Consider the following 12,856-nt stretch of genomic DNA (forward strand, 5'->3'; position numbering starts at 1 on the left):
TCAGCCGAACTGGGTGGGGAGGGCGCGCGTCACCACGCCATCGGCATCGAGGGCGAAGATGACACGCCAGCGGTCGAGACAGGTGCAGGGATGCGAGATGCCGAAGGCGATGACGTCGCCGACCGCAAGCGTGCTATCGGGCGCGAGCGACAGGAACGCATGCTGGTCGTTGAGACGTGTGACCGACAAGGTCGCGGCGAGCCCTTGCTGGGCGACGCCGTCGCGGAAGACGCGCAGCGGCACCGGCAGTCCCTGGTCGAACGAGGCATCGCGCATGCCGAAGCCCCCGATGGCAAGGCCTGCTTCCGGCCGCGACAGCACCTCGGCCCACAGCGTGAGCGCCGGGCGAAAACCTTCGGCGGCGGAGCGTTGCGCGCCGTCGACGAGTAGACCGCCGCGCCGGTCGAGCTCGGCGAGGGCGCGGGCATAGATGCCGTGATCGGCGAAGAACAGCGCGCCCGAGCGCAGGAGAACGATGGCGTTGCCGTCGCCATGGGCGACGGGTGCGAGCGCGCGTGCCACGATGTCGAAATAGGCGGAGCCGCCCGCGCTGATGATCAGCGGCAGGCGCGGGGCCGCAGCGCGCACCAGCGCGAAGGTCTCGATGGTGCGCTCCATCAGCGCTGCGATCGCGCGCATCGTCTCATTGGAATCGGACGTTGCGACCGCGCCTTCGTAAGTCGCGACGCCGCCCAGCACGAGCCGGTCGGCCGCGAGCACCGCGGCAATTGTTGCTTCGACCGCGGCGCGATCGCGCGCGCCGGCGCGGCCGGCGCCGAGTTCCACCAGCACGGACAACTCGCGCCGGTCCGCGATCAGCGCAGCCTCCGCCAGTGCCGCGACCGCGGCCGGTGAATCCGCGAAGGCGTAAAACTCCGTCTCGGGATACGCGCCGAGGACAGCGCCGAGCCGCCGGCCGGCTGCGAGCCCGCCGATTTCGTTGGCCAGCAACAACCGCCGCTCGCCATGCGCAAGCAGCACCGCGGCCTGCTGGATGTTGGCGACCGTCGTGCCCCAGGCGCCGGCCTCGCGCAGCGAGCGGGCCAGCTCCGGCGACATCGGTGTCTTGGCGTGCGGCGCGACAGTGACGCCGGCGCCCTTGCACCAGCGCAGGAAAAGGTCGCGATTGGCGGCGAAGGCGGTCTCATCGAACGTGAGCGCGGGGAGGGCGAGGTCGCCACGAGAGGGCCGCCAATGCTGATCGGCGATCTCATCGATCGACAGACCGGCGACCAGGGGAATACCCCGCGTGGTCGTTGAAAGACGTTGGCTATCCCACCGGGACAAGAAATGCATCGTCACTCCGCCCGCGGCCCTTGCCCGCTTGGAGAACGATATTTCGGAATGACAACGTTGTCATTAGTATCTTCTAGCCATTTTGGATCGAATTCGGTGCAATGAGGTATCAGGATAAGGAATCGTGCCCGCCAATTGGGCTAGTGCTCGCCACCCATCTGGGCCAACAGCTCCTCGATGTCGACGTCGACCTGGCCCGCGGCCCTGACGTGGCGTACCTCAAAGCTGTCGGGCTGGAAGCGGTACTCCACGAGCCCGACCTCCTTGATCGCGATCCGGTCCTGGCGCTTGTCGTTGATCTTGAAGCCGGCCGAGGGCGCCCAGACGTGGCGGGTGTGGCGCCAGGTGAAGTCGCGCCGCTGGTGCACGTGACCGCTGGCGATGAGGCGCAGGTCGACATGCGCAAACATCTCGATCAGCCGCGCGCGGGCCGGCTGCGGCACGTAGCGGATCGACGTCTCCGGCGTCTCGGGGTCGTCGGGCCCGTTGAGAAATACCGGCTTGTGTACGAACAGCGCCACCGGCTTGCCGTTCGTGCGCGAAACTTCCGAGGCAAGCCAATCGAACTGCTCGGCCTCGAAGGCGAGCCCTGAATTCATCACCAGCGAGTTCAGGCCGATGAAGCACCAGCCCGCGGCCTCGAACGACCAATGGTCCTCGCCGATGATCTCGCGGAATTGCTGACGATGCGCTTCCGCGACCGGCGGCTTCGGCGCAGGGCCGATCGCGGTCGGATTGTCGCCGATGTCGTGATTGCCGGGGATGTAGCGGCAGGCGACGGGCAGGGCATCGTGCAGGGCCTTGGCGAATTCGACATCGTCGCGGCTGGTCGGCCCGTCGAACGAGACGTCGCCGGTGTTGACAACGAGATCGGGCCTGTCGGTGTCGATATGCTCGCTGAGCGCCTGGAAGTTGGCGATCAGGCCAGGGAAGCGCCGGCCAAGATGGGTGTCGGAGATCTGCGTCAGGCGAAATTCGGACATGTATCGATCATAGGCCACGCCCGACGTCGGAACGATGACGGCGCCTCCGCGGTCAGCGATCGAACAAAGTTTAAAGCACGCGATAGCGGATCGTGTAGGCATCCTGCGGCGCGACCGGGGTTGCCAGCGGCGAGGCGATGCGGTCGGCGAGGTGCCAAGGACCGAACTGAGGACCGAACTGAGGGCCGAACTGCTCGGAGCGATGCGGCTCGGCCGGCAGGCGAAGGCGGAATTCGAAGGTGCCCTTGCCGGGCAGGTTCACGACCAGCACGCGGTCCGCGGTGCGGTGGTTGAGCGCCACCGCGCCGCGCAGCACGGAGCGGCCATCACCGAGCTCCTGCACGCCATCGACCAGTGCCAGCGTCTGGTTGCGGTCGGTATGCAGCTCGATCTGGGTGTCGGACGCCGCCGCCAAGGTCTCCCTGGGCATGCGGATCTCGAACTCGACCGCGGGCTTCGAGGGATTGAGGCCGAGATAGGCCAGCGCGGCATGGCGCATGTCGTAGGCGGCAAAGGCGAACAGGGCGAGGGCGGCGAGCGCAGCGAGACCATGCCTGAGGACATCTCGCCAGGTCCGATAGCTGTTCGGAAGTAGACCGTCATCGCCAGCGCCACCGCAAGCGCCGTCGCGATGCCGGCCAGCGCCGATATCAGGATGCCGAACTGGCCGTCGGCGGACTCGGTCAAAGCGCCGGTCAGGCTGGCGATCAGGCTGAAGAGGGTGTTCATGGCGGTCTCTCGCCTTGCGCGCCCCGAGGGGCAAAATCGCTTTAACTGTCGACCGTTGGTCGCCTCATCGGGAACGCCGGTTCAACTCGTTGATTGTCAGGACCAGCGGTGACCGCTAAGGGACGCTAGCTATGCCTTCCGCCGGATGGGAAAATCCCGGGAAATTCCGATGTCCATTCAAATGGTTTTGCTGCCGGTCTTCGTGCAGGTCGGTCTCACCTTCGCGCTCCTGATCGCCATGGCGATGGGACGCCGGCGCGCGCTCGTCTCCGGCGAGACCAAGAGCCGCGACATTGCGCTCGGCGAGCCCAACTGGCCCAAGGGCGCCACACAAATCGCCAATTGCTACCGCAACCAGTTCGAGCTGCCGGTGCTGTTCTACGCCCTGATCGCGCTGGCGCTCCCGTTGCGCCATGCCGATCTGTTCATCGTGCTGATGTCCTGGGTGTTCGTGGTGACGCGCTTCGTCCATGCCGGAATCTTCGTCTCCTCCAACAATCTCGGCCGCCGCTCCACGATCTGGCTCGCCGGCGTGCTTGTCCTGCTCGCGATGTGGATCTACTTCGCGTTGAAAATGCTGTTGCTGATCTAGGCGCTACTCGCCGATCCTGATCTGAAAGATTCAAATGACTCCCGCTGCCCGGCTGTCCGCAGCCATCGAACTGATCGACACCATCGAGAAAGACCGCGTGCCTGCGGCCAAGGCGCTGAAGGAGTGGGGCACCGCGCACCGCTTCGCCGGCTCCGGCGACCGCGCCGCCATTGCCGGCCTCGTCTGGGACGTGCTGCGCCGCTACGCCTCGAGCGCCTACCTGATGGATTCGGACACCGCGCGGTCGCGGCTGATCGGCATGCTTCGCCTCGAGCGCAACATGGATACGGCCACGATGGCTGCGCTGTTCGACGGCAACCGCTTTGCCCCGGCGCCGTTGACTGAGGCCGAGCAGGCCGCGCTCGCCTCGCGGTCGCTGGAAGGTGCCCCGGCCGCGATCGCCGGCGACTATCCGGAATGGCTGGATCCGTATTTGGCAAAAGCCTTCGGCGACGAGCGCGTCGCGGAGGCGGCCGCGATGGCGAGCCGGGCGCCGCTCGACCTGCGCGTCAACACGCTAAAATCCAATCGCGACAAGGTGCTGGGGGCGCTTGCTCATCTTCATGCGAAACCGACGCAGTGGTCCGCAACCGGCCTGCGCATCGAGCTTTCGGCCGATGCGCGCAACCCCGGCATTCAGGCCGAAGAGGATTTCATCAAGGGCGCCATCGAAGTGCAGGATGAGGGGTCGCAGCTTGCGGCTGCCTTGACCGCGGCAAAACCCGGCGAGCAGGTGATCGATCTCTGTGCAGGGGCCGGCGGCAAGACGCTGGCGCTCGCCGCGATGATGCAGGGCAAGGGCCGGCTGATCGCGACCGACAGCGACAAGCGGCAGCTTGCGCCGATCCACGAACGCCTGTCGCGCGCCGGCATCCACAATGCCGATGTGCGCACGCCCAAGGGCGAGGCCGATCCGCTGGCCGAGATCAGCGCCACCGCCGACCTCGTCGTGATCGACGCGCCCTGCACGGGAACCGGAACCTGGCGCCGCAACCCCGATGCCAAATGGCGCATGCGCCCGGGCGCCCTGGAGATTCGCCTGCGGGACCAGACCGAGGTGCTCGAGCGCGCGGTTCCGCTGGTCAAGGCCGGCGGCCGCATCGCCTACATCACCTGCTCGGTGCTTTCGGAGGAGAACGGCGAGCAGGTGAGGGCGTTCACTGGCCGCCATCCTGAGTTCGCGGTGGTGCCGCCGGAGCAGACCGCGAGCGTGCTCTGGGACAAGGCGGAGGAGTTTACGCAAGCCGCGCTGCAATCGCCGGAAGGCTGGTTGATGACGCCGCGGCGGACCGGGACGGACGGGTTCTTCGTCTCGGTCTTGAAGAAGGCATAGCCCACCCCGTCACCGCGGGTTGCGGCGGCCCCCAAAACAAAAACCCCGCAAACCGGAACCCGGTCGCGGGGTTTTCTAACTTGACGTTCTGCCGGTACGTCCGTGGTCAGAACGGTGCGCTGGCGTTAGCCGACGCGGAGATTGTCAGCCGAGGACTTGCCGCTGCGACGATCGGCGACGATGTCGAACGAGACTTTCTGGCCCTCGTTGAGGGTCGAGAGGCCAGCGCGCTCGACGGCGCTGATGTGCACGAACACGTCCTTGTCGCCGTCATCCGGCTGAATGAAACCAAAACCCTTTTGATTGTTGAACCACTTCACGGTGCCCATAGCCATGGGAATTTCCTTTGCTTAAGAAGTTAACACGCGGACCGGTACGCACTATTGCGCCCATAATCCTGATCAGTCGATGTTGGAGAAATCATCTGAAGCGTGCGCGCCCGTCAGCAACGAAGCGAAGCGGCCCAGTCGTTCGGCCAAGTATCGATGATCACAATATAGCGAGATTTTGGGGCCACTTCAAGGCACCACCCGTCGCTCGGAATGTCGCCGCATTTTGCTATTTTGCGGTGCAAATTAACCCTTCCCGGGCGCTCAATCGACGATAAACAGCGTCGCCCCCGTCGCGGTCGAGGACCGGTGCGCTGCGTCGCCGAAATCCGAGACCTGATAGCTCATCCCCGCCGTGAGCTTGAACTTGCGGCCGTCGCGCAGCTCGCTGTCGAGCTCGCCCTGCAGCACGTAGAGCACGTGGCCGCGGTCGCACCAATGGTCGGCGAGATAGCCCGGCGTATATTCGACCATCCGCACCCGGAGATCGCCGATGTTGAGCGTGCGCCACTGGGCTTGCCCGGTCTCGCCGGGATGGATGGTCGGCTCGACCTTGCTCCAGTCGGTGACGGTGAAGGGGGAGGTGGGGAGCTTCATGGGGAGGGTCCTGTCTCGGTGCCGGCGCCGGTGTTGTTAGCGTATGCGCTCGCCACAGTCTCCGTCATTGCGGCGCCCGCACTATCGCGCTTGGGGCATGCTCACGCCTGACACGCGCTGTCATCGCCCGCGAAGGCGGGCGATCCAGTATTCCAGAGGCCGCACTAGTTGAATCGAGAGGCCGTAGCGTACTGGATTCCCCGCCTTCGCGGGGAATGACAGCGGTGGGTGAGCGTCAGCCCACCAAATGATTCGCCGATCCCTGCACGATCTTTCCGGCCGCATTCACCCGCAGATATTCGCAGATCCGCTTTCCCCGCTCGTTCTCGTAGAACACCACCACGCTATCTGGGCTGACGAACAATTCGATGAGCGAGAAATGCAGCTCCGGCAACAGGGCGAGCGCCTTGCTCCAATAGGCCCGCAACGAATCCTTGCCGCGGACGGTGCCGCTTTCATCGAATCCCATCGCGGGGATGCGGTCCGAGGTCATCACGACGTCCTCGGCATAGAGCGTGAGCACGCGCTCGAGATCGCGTGCGTTCCAGGCCTCGACCCAGGTGCGGCCGAGCGCGGCGAGATTCGACGGCTGATGATGGTGTGGCATGACGTTCTCCCTGATCGGCCCTTGGTGAGTGGCGGGCCATATTAGGTCAATAATACTTACCTATATCGATTTGTCCATGCCCAAAGAAGAATGTGGGCGCGCGGCCCGCGCGGTTGCGGGAAAAGCCCCCGTCGCGTATCTGCTTGCCATGACAGCAGCACAGACCGACCGCTCCGCGTCGACGCCCTCGGTGGCCTCGGCGCACGACAAGATTCTCATCGTCGACTTCGGCAGCCAGGTGACGCAGCTGATCGCGCGTCGCGTGCGCGAGGACGGCGTCTATTGCGAGATCGTCCCGTTCAACAAGGCCGAACAGGCCTTCAACGAGATGAAGCCGAAGGCGGTGATTCTCTCCGGCGGCCCTGAATCGGTGCATGAGGCCGGCTCGCCCCGCGCGCCGCAAGCGATCTTCGATTCCGGCGTGCCCGTGATGGGCATCTGCTACGGCCAGATGGCCATGGCGGAGCAGCTCGGGGGCACCGTCGAGGGCGGCCATCACCGCGAATTCGGCCGCGCCGATGTCGAGGTGAAGGCGCCGAGCAAGCTGTTCGAGGACGTCTGGTCACCGGGCGGCAAGAACCAGGTCTGGATGAGCCACGGCGACCGCATCACCAAGATGCCGCCGGGCTTCTCGGTGGCCGGCACCTCGCCGAACGCGCCGTTCGCGATCATCCAGGACGAGACGCGCAAATATTACGGCCTGATGTTCCACCCCGAAGTGGTGCACACGCCCGACGGCGCCAAGCTGATCCGCAATTTTGTCCGCAAGATCGCCGGCCTTTCCGGCGACTGGACGATGCGCGCCTTCCGCGAGGAGGAGATCGCCAAGATCCGCGCCCAGGTCGGCAAGGGCAGGGTGCTCTGCGGCCTCTCCGGGGGCGTCGATTCCGCGGTCGCGGCCGTGCTGATCCACGAAGCGATCGGCGAGCAGCTCACTTGCGTGTTTGTCGACCACGGCATGCTGCGCCTCGACGAAGCCAAGACCGTGGTCGATCTGTTCCGCCACCACTACAACATCCCGCTCGTGCACGTGGATGCCTCGAAGCAGTTTTTGGGCGAGCTCGAAGGCGTCACCGACCCGGAAGTGAAGCGCAAGACCATCGGCCGCCTCTTCATCGAGGTATTCGAGGCGGAGGCCAAGAAGATCGGCGGCGCCGACTTCCTCGCGCAAGGCACGCTCTATCCTGATGTGATCGAGAGCGTCTCCTTCACCGGCGGCCCCTCGGTGACGATCAAGTCGCACCACAATGTCGGCGGTCTCCCCGAGCGCATGAACATGAAGCTCGTCGAGCCCCTGCGCGAGCTGTTCAAGGACGAGGTGCGCAAGCTCGGTCGCGAGCTCGGCCTGCCCGAAATCTTCGTCGGCCGCCACCCGTTCCCGGGCCCCGGCCTCGCCATCCGCTGCCCCGGCGACATCACGCGCGAAAAACTTGATATCCTGCGCAAGGCCGACGCCGTCTACATCGACCAGATCCGGAAGCACGGCCTCTACGACGACATCTGGCAGGCTTTTGCGGTGCTGCTCCCGGTCAAGACAGTCGGCGTCATGGGCGACGGCCGCACCTACGACTTCGTCGTGGGCCTGCGCGCCGTCACCTCAACCGACGGCATGACCGCGGATTTCTACCAGTTCGATATGAAGTTCTTGGGCGAGACCGCCACGCGCATCATCAACGAGGTGAAGGGCGTGAATAGGGTGGTGTACGACGTGACGAGCAAGCCGCCGGGGACGATTGAGTGGGAATAGGGGGATAGCGGCGGCCCGATTGGCCTTGTTAATGCCGTCGGAGTAATGCTCTGCCAGTAGGATGGGTAGAGCGCAGCGAAACCCATCGGAATCGCAGAACGAGATTGACGGGTGTCGCTTCCGACGAGTTTAATTGAGTTATGGCATTTGGGGTATTCATCCATCGATCCGACTCGATCTACGATGACAGCCCGGCTGAACGTTATCAGTTTCCCAGTCAGTACCTGCGTCGTGTTGAAGCCTGCATTGACGATTGGGTCATCTATTATGAACCGAGCAAGGTAGCTGAAACGCGAGGCTACTTTGCGATTGCAAGGGTTCAGCAAGTGATTCCGGATCCCGGTACTTCCGGGATGTACCTCGCGGTGATCGAGCCAGGAAGCTATCTCGATTTCGCCAATCCGGTCCCCTTCAATGGGTCGAACGGACCAGTAGAGCGGGGTGTTTTGAACGAGCAGGGACGGATTTCGGGACGGGCTCAGTCCGCTGTCCGTCCACTTTCGCTCGAAGATTTCAATAGAATATGCGCCCTTGGTTTCGCCGAGAACGTGCCGTTATTGCCGCGGCGTGACGACGATGTCCGACCGCTCGATTTAAACGAGGAGCAGGCGCCGTTCAGGTTCGACCAACAACGCGACCGCGTCAGCCTGACTGTATCGAGAATTTTGCGTGACCGGATTTTCCGCCGGATCGTGCTCCGGGCCTATGATGAGCGTTGCGCGATCACCGGGCTGAAGCTCATCAATGGAATGGGGCGCGCCGAGGTGGCCGCCGCCCACATCCGACCAGTCGAGGCGAACGGACCGGATATCGTTAGTAACGGGATTGCTCTTTCAGGCACCGCGCATTGGATGTTCGATCGTGGTCTCATTAGTTTGGCGGATGATCTGGAGATATTGATCTCACGTCAGACAAACGATCGCGAGAGCGTAAGATCGGTCGTCAACAAGACCGGCCACGCGCTTGAACCGCGGCGGCCATTGGATCGTCCACATCCACATTTCCTGCAATGGCATCGCGAGCACTGCTTCAAGCAATAGGTATCGATAGGAATATGTTGGATTAGGGAATTGCGGTGACAGTGCATAAAAGCTTGCAATGCGCGCATGACCGCGGACTTTTACCAGTTCGACATGAAGTTCTTGGGCGAGACCGCGGCGCGCATCAACGAGGTGAAGGGCGTGAACCGGGTGGTCTACAACGTGACGAGCAAGCAGCCTGAGACGATTGCGTGGGAGTAGGGGGATAGCGGCGCTATCGCCCGATTGGCCCTGTTGATGCCATCGGAGCAATGCTCTGCCACTCGCCAGTGAGAACCGCTTTGGTGCAGACGTCCCGGCGCGGATGACGGATGTTAGGAGGGTATCTCCTGTGCGATCTCCCACATATGACCGGATGGGTCGGAAAAGGCGGCGGTGCGGCGACCCCAGGGACGATCGATCGGGCCGTTCACCAAGTCTACGCCGTTTTGCCGGAGCCTCTCACAGGCATCATCGACATCGCCGACTCGAATGGTCATGAGCATGCGAGGTCCGGCGCTCGAAGCAGCCGGCACCACCGGCTGCACAAGCTGCAGTGCCTCCGTCTCCTGTAGCAAATTGACCATTACGCCACCGAGCCCGATCACGCTGCATACGGCGTCGGAATAGATCGGCCTGGCGTCGAACACGGACTCGTAGAATGCCCTCGCGCGCGCGAGGTCGTCAACGAAGAGGGTCACGCACTCTAGATTGTTCAAGCTTTTCATTCGCAGGGCCTCAGTTGACAGGGCAGTCGAGTTTCTTTTGACAAAAAGATAACAACGTATTTGAGAATAATGAAGCAGTACCATGATAGTATCTGGCGGCGAACCGAACGGAGAGTACCTTGTTGACCGATACGGGACTTCCGAAGCTTAAGCCTGGCAAGAAGCTCTACAAGCGCGGCGACCGCGACGGCATGTACGTTACCGTCCTGCCCATCAATAGGCGCAAGCAGATCTGCGAAAGTGGCGACCACTCGATCAAGGTGGTGCATTGATGCGCGCCGCGTTGAAAGTGGTACTGGCCGCAATATTTGTGATGCCGGCTGCGGTGGCTCTGGCGAAGTCTCCGGACTGCGCGAGTTGGCCCACGAACATGGCCCTCGTGCACCTCAAGAACGCCGGCCTGATCGATATTCCATCCGTGATCGAGGCGCAGACCAAGGCCGTTCGTCTCGCATCCGAAAAGATCGGCAAGGACCTCCACCAGGAGGTTTACGACATCACGTTTCAGACCAAGGATGGCAAGACAATCGAGGTCATCACGAAAAGCCAGGCATCAAGCGAGGAATGCTCGATGAGCGGCGTCGACGTCTATGTGGTCGCGAAGAAAATCGGCGGGTCGGCAGAGCAGTCATCTGACGGCAGGGCCCAAAAGTGATCCGGCTGACCGAAAGCTCAAGAACGAGGGCGGGATGACGATTGAGCCAGAGCGGGCCGAGCGCTAGCATCGCGTTATGGACGCCGAACGACGAATTGAGAGCTTGGAAGCAGCGCTTGGGGCCAGCTTGCCCGTGACGTATCTCGCCTTCCTGCGGTCACACAGGGAAGAGCCGTCTCGTCCGGTTCAGGTCGTCTCGACCAATCCAGACTACTGGGATGTGAGCTGCATCTTCGAAATCGGGGACGCTGAAGACTACCTCCAACTCGATGGTTGTTATGAACTGGTTGGCGACGTCCTTCCCGAAGGGATGCTGGCAGTTGGCGAAGACCAAGGTGGTAACCTCTACCTTTTGGATTGCCGCATGGGTCCGAGCACCGGAGCCATCTATTGGTGGGATCACGAACAGGAGCCTGGCGAGGACCGCGTGGAGTTGGTCGCGACGAGCTTCCCGGAGTTTCTCGCCGTTCTGGTCCCCGATTCATAGCAGCACGCGCGTGGGCGCCGACGATCAACTTCGCTGTCAGGTCGATGCCCAGCGGCCGGTTTGGAGCTGCTGAAGCCCGCCGCCAAAAGCGAAATCCGTCGCATTCGTATTGGGGCTTGCTGCTGCTGCGCGGCAGCCTCGCCTCGGATCCTCGCGCGCGTCCGCTCCGCACAAGCCGCACCGCGATTTCGTCAAGAAGTCGTTCAATGCTGTGAGCCGCGGGAGCAAGACGAACGGAGACATCGCATGGGCACAGGCAAACTGATCGGAAAAGTCGCGCTGGTGACCGGAGCGTCATCCGGGATTGGAGCAGCAACGGCCGTGGCTCTTGCAGCCGAAGGAGCGCGCGTGGCGATCGCAGCCCGGCGCATGCAGCGCTTGGGAGATCTTGCGGAGCGGATACGCCAAGCCGGCGGCCAGGCGCTTCCGCTCGAAGTCGATGTTTCGGACGAGGCGCAGGTCTCGGCGATGGTGCTGCGCGCTATCGAGGAGTTTGGGCGGCTCGACATGTTGCTCTGCATAGCCGGCGTTGGCGTCGCCGCGCCGTTCCAGAACACCACGACAGCTGAATACCGTCAGATGATCGACGTAAACTTCCTGGGGCTGCTCTACCCGATCCATGCCGCGCTGCCGGGAATGAAGCGGCAAGGTTCGGGGCATATCGTGATCCTCTCATCCGGCACCGGACGCTATATCCATGCCTCAACGGTCTATTCCGGGACCAAGCATGCTGCCAGCGCCATGGCGGAATCGCTTCGACGCGAAGTCGGGAAGGACGGCATCCGCGTCACGACGATCGAGCCGGGGGCCGTCAAAACCGAGTTTGTCGCGCAGATGCGTCCCGATGTCCGCCAGGCGGTGGAGACCAGACTGGGAGACATGGAGCAGCTCGAGAGCGAGGACATCGCCGCTGCCATCCTCTACGCGGTGACGCAACCGCCCAGGGTCAACGTCAACATCCTCACGCTTTATCCCACCCAGCAGGCCTGAGCCCGCCGTCATGCCGGGTAACAAACATTCAGGGATTTGCCGCATCCTGATCGGCGCGGGCATCCCGGCGCGGTCGATTGTGCGGGAGTGAAGGGTCGCGCGCTGCTTTCGCGGGGAAGGCGTCACGGCTTCACGAACCGATAGGCGAAGCGATCGGTGTTGCCTTTGATGGCGGGATCGAACACCTTGATCGTGTGCGGGTCGTCCTTGTTCGCGAGCAGGGTGCTTTGTGCGTCCAGCACGAAGCCGGCCGCCTCCACCTCCTTGCGAACGGATGCAGGCTCGATCCGATGCAGCGACTGGGCCTCGCTCGTGCCCGCCCCGAGCGCGGCGGCGTGGTCGACGATGACGTAGCACCCGCCGGGCTTCAGCCGCTCGTAGACGGCTCGATTGAATTGGGCCGCCGTCGCGCCCCGGGCCTGGATCAGTGCGGTGTGGAGATCGTGGTAGAACAGGTGCAGCTACAGCACATCCGCCGGTCGCGTGACCTCCGGCATCGCCACGAGGTCCGCCGAGACGGCTTCGACGTTGTCTCGACCCGGCTCCCTTGCAAGCGCCTGGATGCGACCGAGCGGATCGTTCTTGAAGTGGGCCACTTCGGCCGGCACGAAGCTGTCAACCCGTCCTTCGCCTCCCACGATCTCGGAGAAGAGACGGGTCCAGTCGCCATCGCCTGGGTAAACGTCGATGACGGTGGAGCCCGCATTGATGCGTGCGAACCGGATCAACTTGGACAGCTTGGATTGGTCGTACATCTGGATCTC

At 63.4% G+C, this 12,856-nt stretch carries 14 protein-coding genes and 3 pseudogenes; 9 read left to right on the plus strand and 8 right to left on the minus strand.

The window, feature by feature from the left end; all coding sequences use genetic code 11:
- From AC0L3A_RS01270 to AC0L3A_RS01280, 3 genes and pseudogenes are all read right to left on the minus strand, one after another.
- Positions 1-1,296, minus strand: coding sequence for an alanine racemase (locus AC0L3A_RS01270; RefSeq protein ID WP_007592206.1), 1,296 nt, complete (start codon positions 1,294-1,296; stop codon positions 1-3).
- 140 nt (positions 1,297-1,436) lie between these two features.
- Positions 1,437-2,279: a metallophosphoesterase family protein gene (locus AC0L3A_RS01275; protein ID WP_473253431.1), complete on the minus strand. Its 843-nt coding sequence runs from the start codon at positions 2,277-2,279 to the stop codon at positions 1,437-1,439.
- A gap of 70 nt (positions 2,280-2,349) precedes the next feature.
- A pseudogene (locus tag AC0L3A_RS01280) lies at positions 2,350-3,008 on the minus strand (acriflavin resistance protein).
- 169 nt (positions 3,009-3,177) lie between these two features.
- On the opposite strand from AC0L3A_RS01280, the gene AC0L3A_RS01285 reads away from it, so the two are divergent.
- Positions 3,178-3,600 (plus strand): MAPEG family protein, encoded by a 423-nt coding sequence (locus AC0L3A_RS01285; protein WP_007592199.1) that lies wholly within the window; start codon positions 3,178-3,180, stop codon positions 3,598-3,600.
- Between the two features lie 34 nt (positions 3,601-3,634).
- Positions 3,635-4,933, plus strand: a complete 1,299-nt coding sequence (locus AC0L3A_RS01290; protein ID WP_473253433.1) for an RsmB/NOP family class I SAM-dependent RNA methyltransferase — start codon at positions 3,635-3,637, stop codon at positions 4,931-4,933.
- A 125-nt stretch (positions 4,934-5,058) separates the two neighbouring features.
- Here the strand turns inward: AC0L3A_RS01290 and AC0L3A_RS01295 are convergent, their stop codons facing one another.
- The 3 genes from AC0L3A_RS01295 to AC0L3A_RS01305 form a co-directional block, all read right to left on the minus strand.
- Positions 5,059-5,268, minus strand: a complete 210-nt coding sequence (locus tag AC0L3A_RS01295) for a cold-shock protein (RefSeq protein WP_007592195.1) — start codon at positions 5,266-5,268, stop codon at positions 5,059-5,061.
- Between the two features lie 258 nt (positions 5,269-5,526).
- Positions 5,527-5,859 (minus strand): DHCW motif cupin fold protein, encoded by a 333-nt coding sequence (locus AC0L3A_RS01300; protein WP_219683300.1) that lies wholly within the window; start codon positions 5,857-5,859, stop codon positions 5,527-5,529.
- 235 nt (positions 5,860-6,094) lie between these two features.
- On the minus strand, positions 6,095-6,466 hold the full coding sequence (locus AC0L3A_RS01305; protein WP_007592190.1) for a nuclear transport factor 2 family protein: 372 nt from the start codon (positions 6,464-6,466) through the stop codon (positions 6,095-6,097).
- 148 nt (positions 6,467-6,614) lie between these two features.
- Between AC0L3A_RS01305 and guaA the strand changes: the two genes are divergently transcribed.
- The 3 genes and pseudogenes from guaA to AC0L3A_RS01320 form a co-directional block, all read left to right on the plus strand.
- Positions 6,615-8,213: a glutamine-hydrolyzing GMP synthase gene (gene guaA, locus AC0L3A_RS01310; protein WP_198288294.1), complete on the plus strand. Its 1,599-nt coding sequence runs from the start codon at positions 6,615-6,617 to the stop codon at positions 8,211-8,213.
- Between the two features lie 140 nt (positions 8,214-8,353).
- Positions 8,354-9,253 carry an HNH endonuclease gene (locus AC0L3A_RS01315; protein ID WP_473253434.1) on the plus strand — a complete coding sequence of 300 codons (900 nt, stop codon included), beginning with the start codon at positions 8,354-8,356 and terminating at the stop codon, positions 9,251-9,253.
- 66 nt (positions 9,254-9,319) lie between these two features.
- A pseudogene (locus AC0L3A_RS01320) lies at positions 9,320-9,454 on the plus strand (GMP synthase (glutamine-hydrolyzing)); the annotation flags it as partial.
- A 113-nt stretch (positions 9,455-9,567) separates the two neighbouring features.
- Here AC0L3A_RS01320 and AC0L3A_RS01325 read toward each other — a convergent pair.
- Positions 9,568-9,960, minus strand: a complete 393-nt coding sequence (locus tag AC0L3A_RS01325) for a VOC family protein (RefSeq protein ID WP_007592186.1) — start codon at positions 9,958-9,960, stop codon at positions 9,568-9,570.
- Between the two features lie 119 nt (positions 9,961-10,079).
- On the opposite strand from AC0L3A_RS01325, the gene AC0L3A_RS01330 reads away from it, so the two are divergent.
- From AC0L3A_RS01330 to AC0L3A_RS01345, 4 genes are all read left to right on the plus strand, one after another.
- A complete protein-coding gene (locus AC0L3A_RS01330; protein WP_035992850.1) occupies positions 10,080-10,232 on the plus strand; it encodes an integrase in 153 nt (50 codons plus the stop codon).
- Positions 10,232-10,615 carry a hypothetical protein gene (locus tag AC0L3A_RS01335; RefSeq protein WP_473253435.1) on the plus strand — a complete coding sequence of 128 codons (384 nt, stop codon included), beginning with the start codon at positions 10,232-10,234 and terminating at the stop codon, positions 10,613-10,615. Before AC0L3A_RS01330 ends, AC0L3A_RS01335 begins: the two co-directional genes overlap by 1 nt.
- A 76-nt stretch (positions 10,616-10,691) precedes the next feature.
- The gene (locus AC0L3A_RS01340) at positions 10,692-11,102 is read left to right on the plus strand and encodes an SMI1/KNR4 family protein (RefSeq protein ID WP_007592181.1); all 411 of its coding nucleotides are present in this window, start codon (positions 10,692-10,694) and stop codon (positions 11,100-11,102) included.
- Positions 11,103-11,348: 246 nt separating this feature from the next.
- Positions 11,349-12,092 (plus strand): SDR family oxidoreductase, encoded by a 744-nt coding sequence (locus AC0L3A_RS01345; protein WP_007592179.1) that lies wholly within the window; start codon positions 11,349-11,351, stop codon positions 12,090-12,092.
- 122 nt (positions 12,093-12,214) lie between these two features.
- Here the strand turns inward: AC0L3A_RS01345 and AC0L3A_RS01350 are convergent.
- Positions 12,215-12,847, minus strand: a pseudogene (locus AC0L3A_RS01350) (class I SAM-dependent methyltransferase).
- Positions 12,848-12,856 lie beyond the last annotated feature (9 nt).

Source organism: Bradyrhizobium sp. MI1.3 (assembly GCF_055811695.1).